General features: G+C 71.2%; 17 protein-coding genes. 15 read left to right on the top strand and 2 right to left on the bottom strand.

The window, feature by feature from the left end; translation table 11 throughout:
* Positions 1–43: 43 nt before the first annotated feature.
* Both ACN20J_RS39695 and ACN20J_RS39700 read right to left on the bottom strand, forming a co-directional pair.
* Positions 44–1630: an alpha/beta hydrolase gene (locus ACN20J_RS39695; RefSeq protein ID WP_419667787.1), complete on the bottom strand. Its 1587-nt coding sequence runs from the start codon at positions 1628–1630 to the stop codon at positions 44–46.
* A 282-nt stretch (positions 1631–1912) separates the two neighbouring features.
* Positions 1913–2947, bottom strand: a complete 1035-nt coding sequence (locus ACN20J_RS39700) for an Rv2578c family radical SAM protein (protein WP_189840898.1) — start codon at positions 2945–2947, stop codon at positions 1913–1915.
* Between the two features lie 184 nt (positions 2948–3131).
* On the opposite strand from ACN20J_RS39700, the gene ACN20J_RS39705 reads away from it, so the two are divergent.
* From ACN20J_RS39705 to ACN20J_RS39775, 15 genes are all read left to right on the top strand, one after another.
* Entirely contained in the window at positions 3132–3575 is a 444-nt protein-coding gene (locus ACN20J_RS39705; protein ID WP_189840899.1) for an SRPBCC family protein, read from the top strand.
* Positions 3576–3818: 243 nt separating this feature from the next.
* The gene (locus ACN20J_RS39710) at positions 3819–6215 is read left to right on the top strand and encodes an MFS transporter (protein WP_189840900.1); all 2397 of its coding nucleotides are present in this window, start codon (positions 3819–3821) and stop codon (positions 6213–6215) included.
* Positions 6216–6420: 205 nt separating this feature from the next.
* Positions 6421–8874, top strand: a complete 2454-nt coding sequence (locus ACN20J_RS39715) for a SpoIIE family protein phosphatase (protein WP_189840901.1) — start codon at positions 6421–6423, stop codon at positions 8872–8874.
* A 187-nt stretch (positions 8875–9061) separates the two neighbouring features.
* Positions 9062–9784 carry a class I SAM-dependent methyltransferase gene (locus ACN20J_RS39720; protein WP_189840902.1) on the top strand — a complete coding sequence of 241 codons (723 nt, stop codon included), beginning with the start codon at positions 9062–9064 and terminating at the stop codon, positions 9782–9784.
* A gap of 183 nt (positions 9785–9967) precedes the next feature.
* Positions 9968–11146, top strand: coding sequence for an NAD(P)/FAD-dependent oxidoreductase (locus ACN20J_RS39725; protein ID WP_189840903.1), 1179 nt, complete (start codon positions 9968–9970; stop codon positions 11144–11146).
* Complete coding sequence (locus ACN20J_RS39730; RefSeq protein ID WP_189840904.1) at positions 11143–11451, top strand: (2Fe-2S)-binding protein; 309 nt, start codon at positions 11143–11145, stop codon at positions 11449–11451. Before ACN20J_RS39725 ends, ACN20J_RS39730 begins: the two co-directional genes overlap by 4 nt.
* Positions 11444–12859: an FAD-dependent oxidoreductase gene (locus ACN20J_RS39735; protein WP_419667788.1), complete on the top strand. Its 1416-nt coding sequence runs from the start codon at positions 11444–11446 to the stop codon at positions 12857–12859. The genes ACN20J_RS39730 and ACN20J_RS39735 overlap by 8 nt, the downstream gene beginning before the upstream one ends.
* Before the next feature lie 50 nt (positions 12860–12909).
* Entirely contained in the window at positions 12910–13815 is a 906-nt protein-coding gene (locus tag ACN20J_RS39740) for a dihydrodipicolinate synthase family protein (protein WP_189840906.1), read from the top strand.
* Positions 13816–13909: 94 nt separating this feature from the next.
* The gene (locus ACN20J_RS39745; protein WP_419667789.1) at positions 13910–14911 is read left to right on the top strand and encodes a proline racemase family protein; all 1002 of its coding nucleotides are present in this window, start codon (positions 13910–13912) and stop codon (positions 14909–14911) included.
* A 29-nt stretch (positions 14912–14940) separates the two neighbouring features.
* Positions 14941–15618 carry a GntR family transcriptional regulator gene (locus tag ACN20J_RS39750; protein ID WP_361990330.1) on the top strand — a complete coding sequence of 226 codons (678 nt, stop codon included), beginning with the start codon at positions 14941–14943 and terminating at the stop codon, positions 15616–15618.
* A gap of 91 nt (positions 15619–15709) precedes the next feature.
* On the top strand, positions 15710–17524 hold the full coding sequence (locus ACN20J_RS39755) for an immune inhibitor A domain-containing protein (protein WP_419667790.1): 1815 nt from the start codon (positions 15710–15712) through the stop codon (positions 17522–17524).
* Between the two features lie 46 nt (positions 17525–17570).
* Entirely contained in the window at positions 17571–18407 is an 837-nt protein-coding gene (locus ACN20J_RS39760) for a M55 family metallopeptidase (RefSeq protein WP_189840910.1), read from the top strand.
* A complete protein-coding gene (locus ACN20J_RS39765) occupies positions 18400–19755 on the top strand; it encodes a M20/M25/M40 family metallo-hydrolase (protein WP_419667791.1) in 1356 nt (451 codons plus the stop codon). The genes ACN20J_RS39760 and ACN20J_RS39765 overlap by 8 nt, the downstream gene beginning before the upstream one ends.
* A 7-nt stretch (positions 19756–19762) precedes the next feature.
* Entirely contained in the window at positions 19763–21742 is a 1980-nt protein-coding gene (locus tag ACN20J_RS39770) for a prolyl oligopeptidase family serine peptidase (protein WP_419667792.1), read from the top strand.
* Complete coding sequence (locus ACN20J_RS39775) at positions 21739–22662, top strand: S66 peptidase family protein (protein ID WP_189840913.1); 924 nt, start codon at positions 21739–21741, stop codon at positions 22660–22662. Before ACN20J_RS39770 ends, ACN20J_RS39775 begins: the two co-directional genes overlap by 4 nt.
* Positions 22663–22668: the final 6 nt, after the last annotated feature.

The following is a 22668-nucleotide window of genomic DNA, read 5'->3' on the forward strand; positions in this document are numbered from 1 at the left end:
CTGACAACGCCCCCGACGGGCGCCGCCGCTCACCTTCCGGGGCTCAGCCCCGGGACCCGAGCAGCCCGTGCAGCGTCGTGCCGCGCGAGGCCGAGGCCTTCTTGCTCAGCGGCTTGGGGTCGGGCAGCGGCTTGCACACCGCGTCGACCTCACCGCCACTGCGCGGCACCCTGCCGTCGGCCAGATACGTGGCCAGGTGCTTGTCCAGGCAGGCGTTCCCGCTCAGTGTGATGCCGTGGTTGCCGCCGCTCTGCTCGACCACCAGGCTGGAGCCGTCCAGCAGATGATGGAGCATGACACCGCCCTCGTACGGGGTGGCCGCGTCGTTCGTCGCCTGGAACAGCAGCACCGGCGGCACCGATTCGTTGGAGACGTCCACGGGCTCCAGGGAGTCCGTCGGCCAGAACGCGCACGGCGCGTTGTACCAGGCGTTGCTCCAGGTCATGAAGGGCGCTTTCTCGTACACCTCCCAGTTGTCCTCGCGCCACTTCTCCCAGTCGCGCGGCCAGGACGCGTCACGGCACTGCACCGAGGTGTAGACGCTGTAGCTGTTGTCGCCCGCGGGGTCGACGGCACCGAAGTTCTCGTACGCCTCGACCAGCAGGTCGTCGTCCTTGTCGTTCACGAAGGCGGCGAACGCCTCGGCGAGATACGGCCAGTAGCCGTTGTAGTAGCCGCCGGGGACGAACGTGTCCTCCAGTTCGGAGGCGCCCACCGTCTTGTCCGCGGGCTTCTTCGCCAGGGCCGCCCTCATCGCGTACCACTTGGTCTCGATCTTCTCCGGATCGGTGCCGAGCCTGTACTTCGCGTTGTGCTTGGCGACCCAGGCCATGAAGGCCCGGTGACGGTCGTTGAAGGCGTGGTCCTGCGCGAGGTTGTCCTCGTACCAGACACCGGTCGGGTCGACGATGGAGTCGAGCACCATGCGCCGGACGCGGTCCGGGTGGAGCCTCGCGTAGACGGCGCCCAGGTAGGTGCCGTACGAGTACCCGAAGTAGTTGATCTTCTTGGCGCCGAGTGCGTGCCGGATCACGTCCATGTCCTGGACCGCGCTCACGGTGTCGAGGTACGGCAGGAGCTTGCCGTACTTGGTGCCGCACGCCTTCGCGAAGGCCTTGACCCGGTCGAGGTTGGCCTTCTCCAGGGCGGGGGTGCTCGGCAGCGAGTCGGGGCGTACGGGCTTGAAGTGCCCCGGTTTGCAGTTCGGGGCGGGCTTGCTGGCGCCCACGCCGCGCGGGTCGAAGCCGATGACGTCGTACTGCGAGGCCACCGCCTTCGGCAGTGTGGCCGCGACGAACCCGGCGAGCGTGAGACCGCTGCCGCCGGGGCCGCCCGGGTTCACCAGGAGCGGTCCCTGGGACTTCTTCGCGGTGTGCGGGACCCGTGACAGCGCGAGCGTGATGCGCTCGCCGTGCGGGTCCGTGTGGTCGAGCGGCACCTTCAGTGACGCGCACTGGAGCGTCGGGTAGGAGGTGGTGCCGCACTTCTTCCAGGTGAGCTTCGCCTGGTCGGCGGAGGGAGTGGTGCGCGGTGCGGTCGCGGAGTCCGCGCTCGCGCCGGCCGGGATCGCGGTGATCAGTCCGGCCACCACGGCAGCGGCACCGCACAGAGCAACTGCGCGTCGGTTCACGATGAATCGCCTCGCATCGATGTTCCGGGCAGGGATTCTGGCCTGATGCTCGGGCCGGGGGCCGGGGATCGTCCCCCGGGGAGGTGCAGCATCGGACCTCCCAGGACGGAGGGTGTGGGCCGTGCACGCCACGGCCTTCGCCGTATCGTCCCGGGGTGGGCGCCCGGAAGAACCGGTTCCGACAGGAGTTTGACCCGATCGGGCCGCGCGATGCGCCCGGATGCAGCTGAGAAGCGCTGGTCGGAGCGGGTGGCGGTACCGGTCGGAGAGAGGCGGTGCCGGTTAGAGAAGGGTGAGCTGGGTCGGCTCCGGGAGGGCCGGTTCGGCGGGTGCCGGGATCCTGCGCGGCATCCCCGCGCGCGTGGGGCCTATCCCGTACTCCTCGGCCAGTTCGTGGACCTGACGGGTGATCCGGCGCTGGTACCACTTCGGGGCGTAGGCACCCTCCGCGTACAGCCGCTCGTAACGGCGCACCAGATACGGGTGGTGGTGTGCCAGCCAGCTCATGAACCACTCGCGCGCCCCCGGCCGCAGATGCAGCACGAGCGGGGTGACCGAGGTGGCGCCGGAGGCCGCGATCGCCCGTACCGTCGCGCGCAGCTGGGACGGGTCGTCGCCCAGGAAGGGGATCACCGGGGCCATCAGGACCCCGCAGTCGATGCCGTGCTCGCTCAGCGTGCGGACGGCGTCGAGGCGGCGCTCCGGGGCGGGCGTGCCCGGCTCCACGGTCCGCCACAGCTCGTGGTCGGTGAAGCCCACCGAGACGGAGATCCCGACCTCGGTCACCGAGGCGGCCTGCTTCAGGAGGTCGAGGTCACGCAGGATCAGCGTGCCCTTGGTGAGGATGGAGAAGGGGTTCGCGTGGTCGCGCAGGGCCGCGATGATGCCGGGCATCAGCTGGTAGCGGCCCTCGGCGCGCTGGTAGCAGTCCACGTTCGTGCCCATCGCTATGTGATCGCCGAGCCAGCGCCGCGAGCCGAGATGCCGTCGCAGCAGGTCGGGGGCGTTCACCTTCACCACGATCTGGCTGTCGAAGCCGAGGCCCGTGTCGAGGTCCAGATAGCTGTGGGTCTTGCGGGCGAAACAGTAGACACACGCGTGCGTGCACCCCCGATAGGGGTTGACCGTCCACTCGAAGGGCATGCGCGAGGCGCCCGGCACCCGGTTCACGATCGACTTGGCCCGGATCTCGTGGAACGTGATTCCACGGAACTCCGGGGTGTCGAACGTACGTGTGGTCACCGCGTCCGCGCCGAACAGCGCGGCGTCCTTCGGCAGGTTGCCGCCGGACTCCATTGTGAGGTTCTCCCAGCGCATGACGCCTCCTCGGTAGCACTGGACACAGAATAGAACACATGTTCCCTTGATCGTGCGAACTCATATTCGACGGGCGTGTCGTCCGAGGCTCCAGGGCCCTGAGGGGACCCCGATTTGGGCGGCTCGACCGCCTGATGGTTGGCTGAGCGCTGACCCCCGAGATCCCGAGTGCTGGAGGAACGCAATGGCGCAGGTCGAGGCCACCACTGAGCGAGTCGTAGCGGCTCAGCCCGACGACGTGTTCGACGCGCTGGCCGACTACACCGGCACGCGTCCGAAGGTCCTGAGCGAGCACTTCAGCGAGTACGAGGTGCGCGAGGGCGGTGACGGAGAGGGCAGCCTCGTCCACTGGAAGCTCCAGGCCACGAGCAAGCGTGTCCGCGACTGCCTGCTCGAGGTGAGCGAGCCCACCGACGGCGAACTCGTCGAGAAGGACCGCAACTCCTCGATGGTGACGACCTGGCGGGTCACCCCGGCCGGCGAGGGCAAGTCCCGCGTCGTCGTGACCTCGGTGTGGAACGGCGCCGGCGGCATCGGCGGCTTCTTCGAGAAGACCTTCGCGCCCAAGGGTCTCGGGCGGATCTACGACGAGGTGCTGGCGAAGCTCGCCACCGAGGTGGAGAAGTAGCCCTCACGGACAGCCCCGGGGCGGCCCCGGACGGTCCCGGTCGGGCGCGCGGAGGCGCTCGGCCGGGCGATTCTCACGCTCACCGTTTCGAGTGGTTTTCGGTATGGCTCCGTCGTACGCCGTAGGGCTCCCACCGGCGGTTACGCCCGCTGAGCTCCACTGACGGGCGACTCGTCGCGCTTGCTCCCAGTTGTCGCGTAATGCGAGAAATGGGCCGCGCAGGCGCGACGAGGGGAGCAGCACGTGGGCGGGACGACTCTGGCGGCGGGCGAACGCGGCGTTTCGGCCCCGGCCCCTGACACACCCCAAGGGCCGCCGGGACCACCGAAGTTCGAGGAGCTCAGCCCGGCCCGCGTGCGGATGGTGTTCTTCGCGCTGATGCTGGCGCTGCTGCTCGCCGCGCTGGAGCAGATGATCGTCGCCACTGCTCTCCCGAAGATCGTCGGGGAGCTGCACGGCCTGGACAAGATGTCCTGGGCGATCACCGCGTATCTGCTCACGGCCACCGTAGGACTGCCCGTCTACGGCAAGTTCGGCGATCTCTACGGCCGCAAGGGCGTCTTCCAGTTCGCGATCGTCGTCTTCGTGATCGGCTCCGCGCTGGCCGGATGGTCGCGCACCATGGACCAGTTGATCGCCTTCCGCGCGCTCCAGGGCGTCGGCGCCGGCGGACTCATGATCGGCGTGCAGGCGATCATCGCGGACATCGTGCCGCCTCGGGAACGCGGCCGTTTCATGGGCCTGATCGGCGCCGCCTTCGGCCTCGCGTCGGTCGCCGGCCCGCTGCTCGGCGGCTACTTCACCGACCACCTCTCCTGGCGCTGGTGCTTCTACATCAACGTGCCCTTCGGCCTGGTCACGCTCGTCGTCGTCGCGGTCGTGCTCAAACTGCCCAAGCCGACCGCCCGGCGCCGCCTCGACGTCCTCGGCGCCCTGCTGCTCGCCGCCGCCTCGACCTGCCTGGTCCTGCTGACCAGTTGGGGCGGAACGGAGTACGCGTGGGGCTCGCGCGTCATTCTCGGGCTCGGAGCGGGAGCCGTCGCCTCGACGGCCCTGTTCCTCGTCGTCGAGCACTTCGCCGTCGAACCCCTCATCCCCCTGCGGCTGTTCCGCGACGGCGTCTTCAACGTCACCGCTCTGGTGGGCGTGATCGTCGGGGTCGCCCTCTTCGGAGCGGCCAGCTATCTGCCCACGTATCTGCAGATGGTCGACGGCGCCACCGCCACCGAGTCCGGCCTGCTCATGCTCCCGATGATGGCCGGCATCGTCGGCGCCTCGGTCGTCTCGGGCCAACTCATCAGCCGCAGCGGCCACTACAAGATCTACCCGATCCTCGGCGGCTTCCTCTCCGTCCTCGGCATGTGGCTCCTGTCGCGGCTGGAGGTCGACACGCCCCGGCTGCACTACAGCATCTGGATGGCCGTACTCGGCGCCGGGATCGGCCTCGTCATGCCCGTACTCATCCTCGCCGTGCAGAACTCCGTGGAGCCCCACGACCTCGGCACCGCCACCAGTGCCAACAACTACTTCCGGCAGATCGGCGGCAGCGTCGGCGCCGCGATCTTCGGCACGCTCTTCGCCGACCGGCTCGCCGACTCCCTCGCCGAACGGCTGCCCACCGGGGCCGGCCTGCCCGACCCCGAGTCCATCACCCCGCAGCTCGTCCACGCACTGCCCGCCGAGCTCCGCGACGGCTACATCGCGGCCTACGCCGACGCCATGCCGCGGATCTTCCTCTACCTCGTGCCGGTGCTCGTCCTGGGCCTGCTCGTCGCCTTCTTCCTCAAGGAGAAACCGCTGGTGTCCCACCACACCTCTGCCGCCCCCGAGACCACCGCGTCCTACAACTCCTCGGTCCCGCAGGCGCGTTCGTCGTACGCCGCCGGGGTGCCCGTCTGCGGCACCGTCCAGCATCCCGACGGCACCGTCGTGCCCCGAGCCGCGCTCACCCTCATCGACGTCGCGGGACAGCAGATCGGCCGGGGCGCGAGCGGGGACGACGGACGGTACGCGCTGTCGACGCCCGGGTCGGGGTCGTACGTCCTCATCGCCGCGGCCGGCGGGCATCAGCCGCAGGCCGTCAGTGTCACCGTCGGGGAGCGGCCGGTCGAGCTGGACGTCGTGCTCGGCGGCGCCGGACGGCTGGCCGGGAGCGTGGTGACGGCGGACGGGACGCCCGTACGGGACGCGACCGTCACGCTCACCAATGTGCACGGTGAGGTCGTCGCCACGACGCGCAGTGGGCGTGAAGGGGGGTACGTCATCACGGAGTTGGTGGCGGGGGAGTACACGCTGGCGGGTAGCGCGCCGGCCTTTCGGCCCGCTGCCCTGCCGGTGAGCGTGCAGGCCGCCCGGGAGACCCGGCAGGATGTCGAGCTTGCCGGTGGGGCGGTGCTTCGGGGGACCGTGCGGGCCAGTGGGGGGCGGCCCGTCGAGGATGCGCGGGTGACGCTGCTGGACGCCGCGGGGAACGTGGTGGACACGTTGACCACCGGGGGTGACGGAACGTTCCGGTTCGTTGATCTTTCCTCGGGGGAGTACACGGTGATCGCCGCCGGATACCCGCCGGTGGCCACGGTTTTGCAGGTGGCCGGGGGTGGGAGGACCGAGCGGGATCTTCAGTTGGGGCATGAGGACTGAATACCGGGGTGAGGGGGCGTTGTTGGGCGCGGGTCCGTCGGGGCTGGGCGCGCAGTTCCCCGCGCCCCTTGAAACACGCCCCTCACGGGGCGCTGGTGTGCGCCGGAGTTATTTAGGTCAATGCCACACATGGCAACCAGGCGCGGACGTACCGTGGTTGTGACGGTACAGATCTTGCGGACCGTGGGGAGAGAGGGCCTGGGCCATGGACCGTGGCACCGAGAGGGGCACAGCTCACGGCCGTGCGGGCGGGAACGGGGTCGCGGCGGGCCGGATTCCGCTGGCCGTGGTGGTCGTCGACCGTGAGGGCCTGGTCTCGCACTGGAGCCGGGGCGCCCGGCGGCTGTTCGGGGCCGTCAAGGACGAGGCGGTCGGACGGCCCGCAGTCGATCTGCTGCCCGTGTCCGGTGCCCTGCCCGATGACGACGAGGTCGCTCCCTACGGGGCGTACTCGCCCTACGACGGCCTCGGGCCCGACCTGGAGTCGTCCCTCGACGGACGGCTGTCCTATCCGGCGGCCGGGCGCGCGCGGTTGTCGGCGTCCGACGGTGATCGCGACCGGATCGATGTGCTGTGGTGGGCGTATCCGCTGGTCGGGCCGGGCCCGGAGCGGCTGCTGGTGCTCGCCGCCGACGCGGCCGGACTGCGCCACGAGGACACCGGCGCGGGGCTGACCATGGAGCGCATCGCACCCGGGTTCGCGCTGCACACCGACTTCCCCGGCGCCGAGGAACTGGCCCGCAGGCTGCCCGAGATCCTGCCCAGCATGAGCGTCGGCGAGAGCGCCCGCATCGTCGCCCAGGTCCTCGAACTGGGTTATCCCGTCCTGGAGTTCAGCCAGAACGACCGGGTGCCCGTCACTCCCGACTGGGGCGTGCCCCGGCGCGCCGAGCGCAAGGCACGCCAGGAACGGGCCGCCGCGGCGGTCGCATCCGGCGCGCCCCTGCCGCAGGACGCACCCGACGAGGGCGAAGACCTCGAATACGCCGCCGTCCGTGAGCGCCTGGAGTTCCTGAACGAGGTCAGCGGACGGATCGGCACCTCGCTCGACCTGTCCCGCACCATCGTCGAGGTCAGCCGGGCCGTCGTCCCGCGCTTCACCGACGTGGCCGGCACCTACCTCCGCGAACAGGTCGTCGCAGGTGAGGGCTTCCCCGAGGGCGTGCCCGACACGACCACCATGTGGCACCGGGTCGCCCTGGAGCACACGGACGAGCCGGGCCGCTGGGACGACGTCGTGCCGGTCGGCGAGGCCATGCCGTTCCCGGCCCACACCCCGTTCTTCCAGTGCATGACCACCGGCGACCCCGTCCTCGTGCCCCGCATCAGCGAGCAGATGGGGCACATGATCGCCGCGCAGTTCGAGAAGCGCGACATCCGGCCCCTGATCACGGGCCGTTCCATGCTGGTCGTGCCCCTCAAGGCCCGCAACGTGGTCCTCGGCTTCATGATCCTGCTGCGGCACCCCGAGCGCGTCGAGTTCAACGACATGGACCGCGTCACCGGCGCCGAACTCGCCGCCCGCGCAGGGCTCGTACTCGACAACGCCCGGATGTACACCTACCAGGAGAGCGTCGCCGAGACCCTCCAGGACAGCATGCTGCCGCACATCGAGCCGCGCATGGCGGGCTGCGACATCGCGACCCGCTATCTGCCGGGCACGCTGCTGGGACGGGTCGGCGGCGACTGGTTCGACTCGGTCAAACTGCCCGGGTCACGGACCGCGCTCGTCGTCGGTGACGTCATGGGTCACGGGCTCAACTCGGCCGCGATGATGGGTCAGTTGCGCACCGCCGTACAGACCATGGCGGCCCTCGACCTGCCGCCCGCCCAACTCCTGCGCAACCTCGACGACTTGGCACAGCGCCTCGGCGAGCACTACCTCGCGACCTGCCTGTACGCGGTGTACGACCCGATCAAGAGCGAGTTGCAGATAGCCAACGCGGGCCATATTCCACCGGTGTTGGTTCGCGCCGAGGACGGCCACAGCGATCTGCTCGACCTGCCCACGGGCGCGCCCATCGGCGTCGGCGGCGTGCCCTTCGAGTCCGTAGTGGTCCGGGTGGCACCCGGCGACCGGCTCGTGATGTGCACCGACGGCCTGGTCGAGGTCCGCGGTGAGGACATCGGTGTCGGACTCGCCACGCTCTGCGAGTCCGCCGCGCACCCGGCCGCCTCCATGGACGACGCCTGCGACACCATCATCCGCGCCCTCAACACCCGTGGCGGGCGCAAGGACGACGTGGCGCTCCTGATGGCCCGGCTCAACGGCATCGAACCCGAGGACGTCGCCCGGTGGCGGATCGGCCACGACCGGAAGGAAGTCGGCAGGGCACGAGCCGTGGTCCGCGAACAGCTCCATGTGTGGGGGCTCGACTCCCTTGTGGATTCGACCGAGTTGATGGTCAGCGAGCTCGTCACCAACGCCGTACGGCACTCCCACAGCCGGCCCATCGAGCTGCGGCTCGTCCGGGGCGAGACGCTGCTGTGCGAGGTGGACGACGACGACCACACCCTGCCGACGCTGCTCAGCGCGCGCACGCTCGACGAGTTCGGGCGCGGGATGCGTGTCGTCAGCACGCTGGCGCGGCAGTGGGGGACCAGCCGGACGAGCTCCGGCAAGACGGTGTGGTTCGAGTTGACCCTGCCGCGTCGCTAGCTCCTGTCTGCCATGCCTCGCCACCCGATTCTTGGGGAGAGAGGGGCACGAGGGGCGCACATCGGCGTGCGGCTGCCGAATGAGCGGTGAAGGTGTGCGCCGCCTGCTTGTCGCTTCGCGCCGGGCGCGATAAACCGGACTGCCCGTCACTTTTCGGCGGTCCGCCGTTGCGTCCTGGGGAGCTGGCATGAGTGTGACGACTCGGTACAGAGAGGCCTGGGAGGGCTTCTGGCGTGAGGCCCCCGGCGAGCAGGGGGCCGTCTTCTGGGACGCCGAGCCCGCGGTCACGGCGGGGATCCACCTCGCGCTGTTCGAACCGCAACTGGCGGCGCCCGGCCTGCCTCTCGTGGACCTCGGGTGCGGCAACGGGACCCAGACGCGGTTCCTCGCCGACCGCTACCCGCATGTCATCGGTGCCGACCTCTCGGCTGCCGCCCTCGATCACGCCCGGCTCGCCGACCCGGCCGGTCAGGCCTCCTACCGGCTGTTCGACGCGGCCGAGAAGGTCGAGGCCGAGACGCTGCACGCGGAGCTCGGCGACGCGAACGTGTATATGCGGGGTGTCCTGCATCAGTGCGAGCCGGATGATCGGCAGCTGGTGGTGGATGGGCTCGCCACGCTCGTGGGTGACCGGGGGCGTGCCTTTCTCGTCGAGCTCGCGGAGGCGGCGGGGGTGATCCTGCGGGGGCTTGCGCAGGGGCCCGGTGGGCCGCCGGCCAAGCTGGCGCCCGTGTTCCGGCATGGGATCGCGCCGGGGGAGGTGGCTGATGCCGCTGTTCCTGAGTATCTGCGGGCCGCGGGGCTCGCTGTGCTGGCCAGTGGGGAGTTGCCGCTCGTGACTACGGAGTACTCGGCGGACGGTACGCGGATCGAGTTGCCGTCGAAGTGGGTTGTGGTGGGGCGGGGCTGACGGGTCGGGGTTCTGTGTCAGGTGCGGGTGTGTGGGGGCTGGGTGCGCAGTTCCCCGCGCCCCTAAAGGGGCGCAGGTTGCCGCACACCTGAAGGGGCGCCGGTGATCGGAGCATCGCGGCGCGCGCTGGATCCAAGCTGGCGCACCCTTGGCCCGTCCAGAGGTATGTGACATAGTACTGGCGTGACCAAGTCGCTGACCTGCGATGTTGTGGTCGTCGGGGCCGGGATGGTCGGGGCGGCCAGTGCTTTGTACGCGGTTCGGGCGGGGTTGAGTGTCGTCCTGGTGGACCGGGGGCCGGTGGCCGGGGGTACGACCGGGGCAGGTGAGGGGAATCTGCTCGTCTCGGACAAGGAGCCGGGGCCCGAGCTCGAACTCGCCCTGCTTTCCGGGCGGTTGTGGGTCGATCTTGCCGCCGAGACCGGAGTGGCCGGGGCCGTCGAGTACGAGGCCAAGGGCGGGGTCGTCGTGGCGTCCGCACCCGAGGGGCTCGCCGCGTTGGAGCGGTTTGCCGTCGGGCAGCGCTCCGCCGGTGTCGAGGCCGTGTCCGTCTCCGCCGGTGAACTCCCTGATCTGGAGCCCTACTTGGCGAAGGGGCTCGCGGGCGGGGTCCTCTATCCGCAGGACGCCCAGGTGATGCCGACACTGGCCGCCGCCCATCTCGTACGGCTCGCCCGTGCGGCCGGTGCCTCGCTGCGGACCGGGTGGACGGTCACGGAGGTGCTTCGCACTGAGGCGGGGGCGGTGCGTGGAGTCCGTACATCTCATGGTGATGTGCACGCGCCCGCCGTCGTCAACGCCGCCGGGACCTGGGGCGGGGAGCTGGCCGCAATGGCTGGGGTGTCCCTGCCCGTGCTGCCCCGGCGCGGCTTCGTCCTGGTCACCGAGCCGCTGCCCCGCCGGGTGCGGCACAAGGTGTACGCCGCGGACTACGTGGCCGACGTGGCCAGCGACTCGGCCGCGTTGCAGACCTCCCCGGTGGTCGAGGGCACGGCGGCGGGACCGGTGCTGATCGGGGCCAGCCGGGAACGGGTCGGCTTCGACCGCTCCTTCTCCCTGCCCGTCGCCCGGGCGCTCGCGGCGGGGGCGACCCGGCTGTTCCCCTTCCTGGCGGAGGTCAGGGCCATGCGCAGCTACCTCGGGTTCCGTCCGTACATGCCCGACCATCTGCCCGCGATCGGGCCGGACGCGCGCGTGCCCGGGCTCTTCCACGCCTGCGGGCACGAGGGCGCGGGCATCGGACTCGCCACCGGCACCGGCCACTTGATTGCCCAGGTGCTGGCGGAGAAGGCCCCCGATCTGGACCTCGCGTCGTTCCGCCCCGACCGCTTTCCCGATCCGGTGACCGAGGAGGCCCCGTGACGCCCCGCACTCCGCTCGACCTGGTCGACGCCCGGCCCGGGCCCGCCTTCACCGTCATCTTTGACGGCCGGGAGATCACTGTTCTGCCCGGTCAGACGATCGCCTCCGCACTCTGGTCGGCGGGCATCACGTCCTGGCGTACGACCCGGGGGAGCGGCGAGCCGCGCGGTGTCTTCTGTGGCATCGGGGTGTGCTTCGACTGTTTGGTGAGCGTCAACGGGCGGGTGAACCAACGGGCTTGTCTGGTCCCGGCCGAGGCCGGAGACGTGATCCGAACGCAGGAAGGGACCGGTCACCATGACTGAACGACGCCGTCTTGTGGTGATCGGCGCGGGTCCCGGCGGGCTCACGGCTGCCCTCGCCGCCGCGGCTCGCGGTGTGCGGGTCACCTTGGTCGACTCCGCCCCGCAGGCGGGCGGGCAGTTCTATCGCCAGACCGCGCCGGGGCTCGGGGCCCGCCGCCCTCAGGCCCTGCACCACCAGTGGCGTACCTGGGAACGGCTTCGGGACGGACTCGCGGCGCACATCGCGGCGGGCCGTGTCACCCACCTGACGGATCATCATGTGTGGTTCGTGGAGCGGGAGTCCGGCACCACCGACAGAGCCCCCGCTTCCTTCACCGTCCACGCTCTCCTCGGGCCCGAGCAGGAAGAGCCCGTCACCGTTCACGCGGACGCCGTGCTGCTCGCCACCGGTGGGTACGAGATGGTGCTCCCGTTTCCCGGCTGGACCCTTCCTGGAGTGGTCACCGCGGGTGGGGCGCAGGCCATGCTCAAGGGCGGGCTCGTGCTGCCGGGGCGTACCGCCGTGGTGGCCGGGACCGGGCCGTTGCTGCTGCCCGTGGCCGTCGGGCTCGCCTCGGCCGGGGCGAAGGTCGCGGCCCTCGTGGAGTCCGCCGACCCACGGAACCTCGCCCGGCAGGCCCGCGTGCTCGCTGCTCATCCCGCGAAACTCGCCGAAGGCGCCCGGTACGCGGCCGAGTTGGCACGTCACCGCGTCAGAACCCAGGTCCGCAGCACGGTCGTCGCCGCACACGGCACCGGCCGGCTCGAAGCCGTCACCGTCGCCGCCCTCGACGGTGACGGACGGGTCCGGCCGGGAACCGAGCGACGCATCCCCTGCGACACCCTCGCCGTCGGCCACGGCATGCTCCCGCACACCGACCTCGCCGAGGCGCTCGGCTGCCGTCTCGACGGGGTCGCCGTCGCCGTGGACGACGAACAGCGCACCGATGTGCCCGGCGTCTGGGCCGCCGGTGAGGCCACGGGGATCGGCGGCGCGGCGCTCGCGTCGGCCGAGGGCAGGATCGCCGGACTGTCCATCGCGGCGCGGCTCGACTCCCGTACGCCCGACAGGAGTTCGTACGCGTCGGCCGCCAAAGTGCGTGCCGGGCTGCGGGAGTTCTTCGCCGCCGTCGACACGGTCTGTGCCTCGCCCGCCCGTTGGACCGAGCGGGTCACCGACGACACCGTCGTGTGCCGGTGCGAGGAGGTGCCCGCCTCCGCGATCCGGGAGGCCGTCGACGAGCTCGGCGCCGGGGACGTACGCACCGTGAAACTGCTGACCAGGGCCGGGATGGGCTGGTGTCAGGGACGGATGTGCGGGCCTGCCGTGGCGGGGCTCGCGCGCTGTCCGGAGACACCCTCCCGACGGCCGTTCGCCCGGCCCGTGCCCCTCGGGGTGCTGGCTCGCGAGCCCGGCGAACCCTCATGACACGTCACCCTCCACCGAAAACCGTCTACCGAAACCGGATGGGACCCCTCATGACCGACGACAACGTCACCGACAACCGGCCCTGGCGTGGCGTCCTCGTCGCCACCGCTCTCCCGCTGAACGACGACCTCTCCGTCAACCTCGACAAGTACGCGGAGCACTGCACCTGGCTCGTCGAGAACGGCTGTGACGGGGTCGTACCGAACGGCTCGCTCGGCGAGTACCAGGTGCTCACCCCCGAGGAGCGGGCCAAGGTCGTCGAGACCGCGGTGGCAGCGATCGGCGGGCGGCGCGTGATGCCGGGCGTGGCCGCGTACGGATCCGCCGAGGCCCGCCGCTGGGCCGAGCAGGCACGCGACGCGGGCTGCGCCTCCGTGATGCTGCTGCCCCCCAACGCCTACCGCGCCGACGAGCGCTCGGTCCTCGCCCACTACGCGGAGGTGGCGAAGGCGGGCGTGCCGGTCGTCGCGTACAACAACCCCATCGACACCAAGGTCGACCTCGTGCCCGAGCTGCTCGCGAAGCTGCACGGCGAGGGGTACATCCACGGGGTCAAGGAGTTCTCCGGTGACGTACGCCGCGCCTACCGCATCGCCGAACTCGCCCCGGAACTCGACCTGTTGATCGGCGCCGACGACGTACTGCTGGAACTGGCGGTCGCGGGGGCCAAGGGCTGGGTGGCCGGCTACCCGAACGCGCTGCCGTCCGCGTCCGTCGCGCTGTACCGTGCCGCCGTCGCGGGAGACCTGGACACCGCGGGCAAGCTCTACCGCCAGCTGCACCCCTTGCTGCGCTGGGACTCGAAGGTCGAGTTCGTGCAGGCCATCAAGTTGTCGATGGACATCGTGGGGCGGCACGGCGGTCCGGTACGGGCGCCTCGCGTGCCGCTCCTTCCCGAGCAGGAGCAGGCCGTGCGCGAGGCCACCGAGAGGGCCGTCGCGGCCGGGCTCGCCTGAGCCGCAGTCCCGCAGTCCCGGACGCCCGCCCGAAGGCACGCGGCCACGATCTCGATCTCTGCCTCGCAGGAGACCTCACCCCCCAGGGAGCCCCATGCGCAGCAAACTCGTCCTGCACGCCGTCGACTCGCACACCGAGGGCATGCCGACCCGGGTGATCACCGGAGGCATCGGTACGGTCCCGGGTGCGACCATGAACGAGCGGCGGCTGTACTTCCGTGAACACCGCGACGACATCAAGCAGTTGCTGATGAACGAGCCGCGCGGGCACGCGGCGATGAGCGGCGCGATCCTCCAGCCGCCGAGCCGTCCCGACTGCGACTACGGCGTCATCTACATCGAGGTGTCGGGCTATCTCCCGATGTGCGGGCACGGGACGATCGGGGTCGCGACCGTCCTCGTGGAGACCGGCATGGTCGAGGTCGTCGAGCCGGTGACCACCATCCGCCTCGACACCCCGGCGGGGCTCGTCGTCGCCGAGGTGGCGGTGGAGGACGGGGCGGCCAAGGCGGTCACGCTCAAGAACGTGCCGTCCTTCTCCGTCGCCCTGGACCGCAAGATCCAGCTCGCCGACGGGCGGACGGTGACCTACGACCTGGCGTACGGCGGAAACTTCTACGCGATCCTGCCGCTCGACCAGTTCGGGCTGCCCTTCGACCGGGCCCGCAAGGACGACATCCTCGCGGCCGGGCTTTCGCTGATGGACGCCATCAACGCCGAGGGGGAACCCGTTCACCCCGAGGATCCGTCCATCCGGGGCTGTCATCATGTGCAGCTCACCGCGCCGGGCTCGACGGCACGGCACTCGCGGCACGCGATGGCCATCCACCCCGGCTGGTTCGACCGCTCGCCCTGCGGTACGGGCACCTCCGCGCGCATGGCGCAGCTGCACGCCCGCGGCGAACTCCCCCTGAACACCGAGTTCTTGAACGAGTCCTTCATCGGGACCCACTTCACCGGGCGGCTCCTCGACACCACCGAGGTCGCCGGGATCCCGGCCGTCCTGCCAAGCTTCACCGGGCGGGCCTGGGTGACCGGCACGGCCCAGTATCTGCTCGACCCCACCGACCCGTTCCCGGCGGGCTTCGTCCTCTGAAGCCCACGACCACGACAAGGAAATCCCCGATGCCCGCCCAGCGCGCCAGCGCCCCCGACCTGCCCTCGCTGGGCGGCAAGAAGCCCAGCTACCGCGAGCGAGTCGCGGACGCGCTGCGGGCCGCCCTCATCGCCGGGGAACTGCGTCCGGGCGAGGTGTACTCCGCGCCGGGCCTCGCCGCCCGCTTCGGTGTCTCGGCCACGCCCGTCCGCGAGGCCATGCTCGACCTCGCCAAGGAGGGCCTGGTCGACACCGTGCCGAACAAGGGCTTCCGGGTCACCGCCGTGTCCGAGAAGCAGCTCGACGAGTACACACACATCCGCTCGCTCATCGAGATCCCCACCACCGTGTCGCTCGCCGCCACCGCCGACCCCGTCGCCCTGGAGGCACTGCGCCCGGCCGCCCAGGAGAGCGTCACGGCGGCCGCGACCGGTGACCTGATCGCCCACGTCGAGGCGGACATGCGCTTCCACCTCGGCCTCCTCGCCCTCGCGGGCAACGACCACCTGGTCGAGGTGGTCCGCGACCTCCGCAAGCGCTCCCGCCTCTACGGCCTGCACGCGCTGGTGAAGGCGGGCCGCCTGGAGGCCTCCGCCGCCGAGCACCTGGACATCCTCGACGCGCTCATCGCCCGCGACGAGGAGGCGGTACGGGCCGTCATGACCCGCCACCTCGGACACGTACGGGGGTTGTGGGCGGCCGAGTGACCTCGGCGGCGACACGCTGCCGGGCAACCCGCCTCATCCGCACCTCCATGCTCTCCTGAGTGCGCCCCGGCAGCCGCGAGAAGGACGCACGTTGAGCAAGCGCATCCGCAGGTCTCCGCTCCTCCGCAGATCCCCGCGCCTCCGCGGACCCCTGGTCGCCGCCGTCGCCACTGTCGCCGCCCTGGCCGTCCACGCCTCGGGCGCCTCCGCCGCGGTCGCTGCCAACCCCGTCTCTGCCGACCCGGTCGTTGTCACCGCCCCGGAGACAGGGACCGCCGCCGAGGCCCCCGACCACGATCTGCTGAGCAAGAGAGGCGAGCGGACCCAGCGTGCCCAGACGCTCGCCGTCGCCAAGGTCGCCGCCGGGCAGGCGACGCCCGAGACGCGCGGCTCCTCGCAGCGCATCGAGTACCGCGAGGGCTTTTACGCGGAGACGGCCCGTACCGCGGACCGGATCTTCGTGCTGCCGGTGGAGTTCAGCGACTACACGCACAACCGGATCCCCGAGCCCGACCGTGCCACCGACAACGCCACGGTGTGGACCCGGGACTACAGCCGCGCCTACTACCAGCGGCAGATCTTCGGCACGGCGGACGAGACCGCGGGCGACACCCTCAAGTCGTACTTCCAGCGCCAGTCCAGTGGCGTCTACTCGATCACGGGCACCGTCCAGGACTGGACCCGCGTCGACCACCCCCTGGCGCACTACGGCACCGACACCTGCCGGAAGAACGGCGTGGCCATCTCGACGTACTACTGCAACGAGCAGCTCGTCACCGACGGCCTCGACAAGTGGTACGAGGACCAGCGCGCGACGGGCCGGACCGTGGCCTCGCTGGCCAAGTACCTTGCCACGTACGACACCTGGGACCGCAACGACCACGACCGGGACGGGATCTTCAACGAACCCGACGGCTATCTCGACCGCGTGATGCTGATGTTCGCGGGGGAGTCGCAGGCCAACGGCGGCGGCGTCAACGGCACCGACGCCATCGGCTCCCACCGCGGCTCCGTCAGCTATCTCCAGTCCGGTGCGGGCAAGTTGGGGCCCGCGAACGGAAACCGGGACGGCGGCAGTCAGGTCGGCGACTCGGGCGTCTGGGTCAACGACTACACGATGACCAACGAGAACAGGGGACTTGGCACGCTGGCCCACGAGTACGGCCACGACCTGGGTCTGCCCGATCTGTACGACACCTCCGGCGGCGAGAACTCGACCGGCTTCTGGTCGGTCATGTCACACGGCTCACTGCTCTCGAACGAGGCCGAACTCTCCGCCCATCCCGCCGACTTGGGCGCCTGGGCCAAACTGCGGCTCGGCTGGCTCGACCACGCGACGGCGCAGGCCGGCACCTCCTCGACCGTCGTCCTGAACCCGCTGTCGGTCCACTCCTCCACGCAGGGCAAGGAAGCCCTCCTGGTGAAGCTCCCCGCGGACGCCGACGGCAACGCGCGCTACTACGTCGTCGAGAACAGGCAGTACGTCGGCGAGGACACGTACCTCAAGTCCGGTCCGTTCCAACTGGGTTGGCGCTCCACACTGCCCAAACTCAAGGAGCGGCTGCACTACGAGAGCGGCACGCTGATCTGGTACTGGGACACCAAGTACCGGGACAACAGGACCAAGGCGAACGGCGGCCACGGTCAGATCCTGCCGGTCGACGCACACGGCGAGCCCGCCCTGGACACCTCCGGGGTCGTCATCCGGAGCCGCCTCCAGACGTACGACGCTCCCTTCGGCCGCCGGCCCACCCTTCCGCTCACCTTCCACCAGAACGGCGTGGAGACGACGATCCGGTCCCGGCCAGGCGTCCCGGTCCTCGCGGGACCCGACGGCACCACGATCAGCGTGGACGAGGAGTACGCCGACGGCCGAGTGAAGGTTTCGGTCGGTTCGTCCGGCTGACCGCCCTCCCCTGTGGGGCTCATCCGGACTGCGATACAACTGGAGCATGGCAAAGATCCTCATCAGCGCCGACATGGAGGGCGCCACCGGGGTGACCTGGCCGGCCGACGTCCTGCCGGGCACACCGCAGTGGGAGCGGTGCCGGTCGATGTTCACCTCGGACGTGAACGCGGCCGTCCTCGGCTTCCTCGACGGCGGCGCCGACGAGGTCCTCATCAACGAGGCCCACTGGACCATGCGCAACCTGCTCCTGGAGCAGCTGGACGAACGGGCACAGATGCTCACCGGGCGGCACAAATCGCTGTCCATGGTGGAGGGCGTGCAGCACGGTGACGTCGACGGCATCGCCTTCGTCGGCTACCACGCGGGAGCGGGCATGGAGGGCGTCCTCGCCCACACCTACCTCGCCAACTCGATCACCGGCGTCTGGATCAACGACGTACGCGCCAGCGAGGGCCTGCTCAACGCGCATGTCGTCGCCGAGTACGGCGTCCCCGTCGTCCTCGTCACCGGCGACGACGTGGCCTGCGAGGACGCGCTCGGCTACGCCCCCGAGGCGCTGAAGGTCGCCGTCAAGGACCATGTCTCGCGGTACGCGGCCGTGTGCCGCACACCGGCGCGTACGGCATCGGACATCCGCGCCGCCGCCAAGGAGGCCACACGGCTCGCCGTGCGGCACGAGCCCGTGGACGGCGGCCCGTTCACCGTGGCCCTGGAGTTCGACGCCGAGCACCTCGCGATGGCCGCCACCGTCGTCCCGGGCGTCGAGCGCATCGGGGAGCGGAAGGTCGCGTACACCAGCCCGACCATGTACGAGGGGATTCGTACCTTCAAGGCGGTCACCACGATCGTCTCGGCCGCCGTGGAGGAGACCTATGGCTGACAGCAGGAGCGCGACCGACGGGCAGCAGGCGGTCAAGGAGGGGGCGGTCGACGGGCAGGCCCTCGACGAGGTCGTCCGGTTCACCTCCGATCTCATCCGGATCGACACGACCAACCGCGGCGGCGGGGACTGCCAGGAGCGGCCGGCCGCCGAGTACGCGGCCGCGCTGCTCGCCGAGGCGGGCCTGGAGCCGACGCTCCTGGAGCGCACGAAGGGGCGGGCGAACGTCGTCGCGCGCCTGGAGGGCACCGACCCGTCCGCCGACGCGCTGCTCGTCCACGGTCACCTGGACGTCGTACCGGCGCAGGCGGAGGACTGGAGCGTGCACCCGTTCTCCGGGGAGGTCCGCGACGGGGTCGTCTGGGGCCGGGGCGCGGTCGACATGAAGAACATGGACGCGATGATCCTCGCGGTCGTACGGCAGTGGGCCCGCGCGGGCGTGCGCCCCCGGCGCGACATCGTGATCGCCTTCACCGCGGACGAGGAGGCGAGCGCCGAGGACGGCTCGGGCTTCCTCGCCGACGAGCACCCGGGGCTCTTCGAGGGGTGCACCGAGGGCATCAGCGAGTCCGGCGCCTTCACCTTCCACGACGGCTCCGGCCGCGAGCTGTACCCCGTCGCGGCGGGCGAGCGCGGCACCGGCTGGCTGAAGCTCACCGCACGCGGCCGCGCCGGTCACGGCTCCAAGGTGAACCGGGAGAACTCGGTCACCCGGCTCGCCGCCGCGATCGCGCGGATAGGCGCCCACGAGTGGCCCGTACGGCTCACCCCGACGGTCCGCGCCGCACTCACCGAGATGGCCGCGGTGTACGGCATCGAGCCCGACTTCGACGATGTCGACGCCCTGCTGCACAAGCTCGGTCCCGCCGCCTCGCTCGTCGAGTCCACCGTGCGCAACAGCGCCAACCCGACCATGCTGAACGCCGGTTACAAGGTCAACGTCATCCCCGGGGAGGCCGTCGCCCACGTGGACGGACGCTATCTGCCCGGCACCGAGGACGAGTTCCGCGCGACCCTTGACCATCTCACCGGTCCGGACGTGGAGTGGGAGTTCCACCACCGTGAGGTGGCCCTGCAGGCACCGGTGGACTCGACGACGTACGCCAACATGCGTGCCGCCGTGGAGGAGTTCGCGCCCGAGGGGCATGTCGTGCCGTACTGCATGTCGGGCGGCACGGACGCCAAGCAGTTCTCGCGCCTCGGCATCACCGGATACGGATTCGCGCCGCTGAAGCTCCCGCCGGGCTTCGACTACCAGGCCCTCTTCCACGGGGTCGACGAACGCGTGCCCGTCGAGGCGCTGCATTTCGGCGTCCGGGTACTCGACCGCTTTCTGCGCACGGCCTAGGGAAAAAATGGGGGACATCGTGCAGACCCTGGCCTACGGTTCCTGGCCCTCGCCCATCGACGCGTCGCTCGCCGCCGCGCACGACGGACACCCCGACTTCATCGGCTTCGTCGGCGACGAGGTCTGGTGGACCGAACCCCGGCCCACCGAGGCCGGCCGCCGCACCCTGGTGCGCCGCCGCGTCGACGGCACCGAGGAATCGGTCCTGCCCGCCCCGTGGAACGTGCGCAGCCGTGTCATGGAGTACGGCGGGCACCCCTGGGCCGGGGCGGTCGGCAACGACGGCCCGCTGGTGGTGTTCGTCAACTTCGCCGACCAGCGGCTGTACGCGTACGAGCCCGCCGGCCCCGACAAGGAGCCGCGCCCCCTGACCCCCGTGTCGCCGGTGGGCGGCGGACTGCGGTGGGTGGACGCGCAGATGCATCTCGAACTCGGCGAAGTCTGGTGCGTACTGGAGGAGTTCACCGGCGACGGACCGACCGACGTGCGCCGGGTCGTCGCCGCGGTGCCGCTGGACGGGTCGGCCGCGCGGAACAGGGACGCGGTACGTGAACTCACCGACGGGCAGCACCGGTTCGTCACCGGGCCGCGCATCTCGCCCGACGGGCGGCGCGCGGTCTGGCTGGGCTGGGACCACCCGCGGATGCCCTGGGACGGGACCGAGCTGATGGTGGCCGACGTCGGCCCCGACGGCACGCTGCGGGGGACCCGGAAGGCCGCCGGAGGCCCGGACGAGTCGATCGCCCAGGCCGACTGGTGCGCCGACGGCACCCTGCTGTACGCGAGCGACCGCTCCGGCTGGTGGAACCTCTACCGCGACGGCGAGGCGATCTGCACGCGCGAGGAGGAGTTCGCCGGGCCGCTGTGGACGGTCGGGCGACGCTGGTTCGCGCCGCTGGACAGCGGACTCATCGCCGTCGTGCACGGCCGGGGCGCCACCGCGCTCGGCATCCTCGACCCGGAGACCGGCGAGGTCGTCGACGCGGCCGGACCCTGGACCGAGTACGCGGCCACGCTCGCCGCCGACGGCAGCCGGATCGCCGCCGTCGCGGCCAGCCCGCGCAGCGCCTACGAGGTCGTCGAACTGGACGCCCGCACCGGCCGGGCACGGGTCATCGGCGCCCCGCACGACGACCCGGTCGACCCCGCCTACTACCCGGAACCCCAGATCCGCACCTTCAGCGGGCCCGCCGGGCGCGAGATCCACGCGCACATCTACCCACCGCACCACCCCGGCCACGTCGCCCCCGGCGACGAACTCCCGCCGTACGTCGTCTGGGCGCACGGCGGCCCCACCGGCCGCGCCCCGCTCGTCCTCGACCTGCAGATCGCGTACTTCACCTCGCGCGGCATCGGGGTCGCCGAGGTCAACTACGGCGGATCCACCGGGTACGGCCGGGAGTACCGCAACCGGCTGCGCGAGCAGTGGGGTGTCGTGGACGTCGAGGACTGCGCCGCCGTCGCGCTCGCCCTCGCCGAGGAGGGCACCGCCGACCGCGACCGGCTCGCCGTCCGCGGCGGCAGCGCGGGCGGCTGGACGACGGCCGCGTCCCTGGTGAGCACCGACGTGTACGCCTGCGGGACGATCATCTACCCCATCCTCGACCTGGCGGGCTGGGGCACGGGCGAGACCCACGACTTCGAGTCCCAGTACCTGGAGACCCTGGTCGGACCGCTCGCCGAGGTACCCGGCCGGTACGCCGAGCGCTCGCCCACCGAGCACGCCGACCGCGTCACCGTGCCCTTCCTGCTCCTCCAGGGCCTCGACGACGTCATCTGCCCGCCCGCGCAGTGCGAGCGGTTCCTGGCCAGGATGGAGGAACGGGCACGGCCGCTGCCGCACGCCTACATCGCCTTCGAGGGCGAGGGCCACGGCTTCCGGCGGGCCGACACGATGGTGCGCGCCCTGGAGTCCGAACTCTCCCTGTACGCCCAGGTGTTCGGCCTGAACCCGCCCGGCGTCCCGACCCTGGAGCTCGCCAAGTGAAGGCACTTGTGCGACCTCGGCGGCTGGCTCCCGGAGCCCGAGTCGCCGTCGTCGCGCCGAGCGGTCCCGTGCCCGAGGAGCGGCTGCAGGCGGGCCTCGACATCCTGCGCGGCTGGGACCTGGAACCGGTCGTGGCACCCCATGTCCTCGACCGGCACGGCACGTTCGACTACCTGGCGGGCACCGACGCCGACCGGGCCGCCGACCTCCAGGCCGCCTGGTGCGACCCGAGCGTGGACGCCGTGCTGTGCGCCCGCGGCGGCTACGGCGTGCAGCGCATGACCGAGCTGCTCGACTGGGACGCACTGCTGGCCGCGGGCCCCAAGGTGTTCCTGGGCTTCAGCGACATCACGGCCCTGCACGAGGCCTTCGCGACCCGGCTGGGGCTCGTGACACTGCACGGACCGATGGCCGCGGGCATCGACTTCATCAAGAACGCCCGTGCCCAGGAGCATCTGCGGGCGACGCTCTTCGAACCGGAGTCGGTGCGGACCCTCACCTCGTCCGGAGGGGCGCTGGTGCCGGGGCGGGCCAGGGGCGTCCTCCTCGGCGGCTGCCTCAGCCTGCTCGCCGCCGACCTCGGCACACCCCACGCCCGGCCCTCGGCGCGCGGCGGCCTCCTCTGCCTGGAGGACGTGAACGAGGAGACCTACCGCCTGGACCGCTATCTCACCCAACTCCTGCGCGCAGGCTGGCTCGACGGCGTCACCGGGATCCTGCTCGGCTCCTGGGAGCGGTGCGACCCGTACCACCGGATCAGGGACCTCGTCCTCGACCGGCTCGGCGGGCTCGGGGTGCCGATCGCCGAGGAGTTCGGCTTCGGGCACTGCGAGGGGGCGCTGACGGTCCCGTTCGGGGTGCCGGCGGAGCTGGACGCCGAGGCCGGGACGCTGACACTGGACGTGCCCGCGCTGGCCTGACGTGGC

The organism is Streptomyces sp. 2-1 (genome assembly GCF_048564895.1).
In the GTDB taxonomy this organism is placed as follows: domain Bacteria; phylum Actinomycetota; class Actinomycetes; order Streptomycetales; family Streptomycetaceae; genus Streptomyces; species Streptomyces phaeochromogenes.

What these genes read in the sequence shown, in the direction of transcription:
- ACN20J_RS39715 (WP_189840901.1), top strand. Translation starts at nt 6,421, where the DNA reads ATGGACCGTGGCACCGAGAGGGGCACAGCTCACGGCCGTGCGGGCGGG.
- ACN20J_RS39745 (WP_419667789.1), top strand. Translation starts at nt 13,910, where the DNA reads ATGCGCAGCAAACTCGTCCTGCACGCCGTCGACTCGCACACCGAGGGC.
- ACN20J_RS39765 (WP_419667791.1), top strand. Translation starts at nt 18,400, where the DNA reads ATGGCTGACAGCAGGAGCGCGACCGACGGGCAGCAGGCGGTCAAGGAG.
- ACN20J_RS39770 (WP_419667792.1), top strand. Translation starts at nt 19,763, where the DNA reads ATGGGGGACATCGTGCAGACCCTGGCCTACGGTTCCTGGCCCTCGCCC.
- ACN20J_RS39735 (WP_419667788.1), top strand. Translation starts at nt 11,444, where the DNA reads ATGACTGAACGACGCCGTCTTGTGGTGATCGGCGCGGGTCCCGGCGGG.
- ACN20J_RS39705 (WP_189840899.1), top strand. Translation starts at nt 3,132, where the DNA reads ATGGCGCAGGTCGAGGCCACCACTGAGCGAGTCGTAGCGGCTCAGCCC.
- ACN20J_RS39760 (WP_189840910.1), top strand. Translation starts at nt 17,571, where the DNA reads ATGGCAAAGATCCTCATCAGCGCCGACATGGAGGGCGCCACCGGGGTG.
- ACN20J_RS39740 (WP_189840906.1), top strand. Translation starts at nt 12,910, where the DNA reads ATGACCGACGACAACGTCACCGACAACCGGCCCTGGCGTGGCGTCCTC.
- ACN20J_RS39750 (WP_361990330.1), top strand. Translation starts at nt 14,941, where the DNA reads ATGCCCGCCCAGCGCGCCAGCGCCCCCGACCTGCCCTCGCTGGGCGGC.
- ACN20J_RS39700 (WP_189840898.1), bottom strand. Translation starts at nt 2,947, where the DNA reads ATGCGCTGGGAGAACCTCACAATGGAGTCCGGCGGCAACCTGCCGAAG.
- ACN20J_RS39720 (WP_189840902.1), top strand. Translation starts at nt 9,062, where the DNA reads ATGAGTGTGACGACTCGGTACAGAGAGGCCTGGGAGGGCTTCTGGCGT.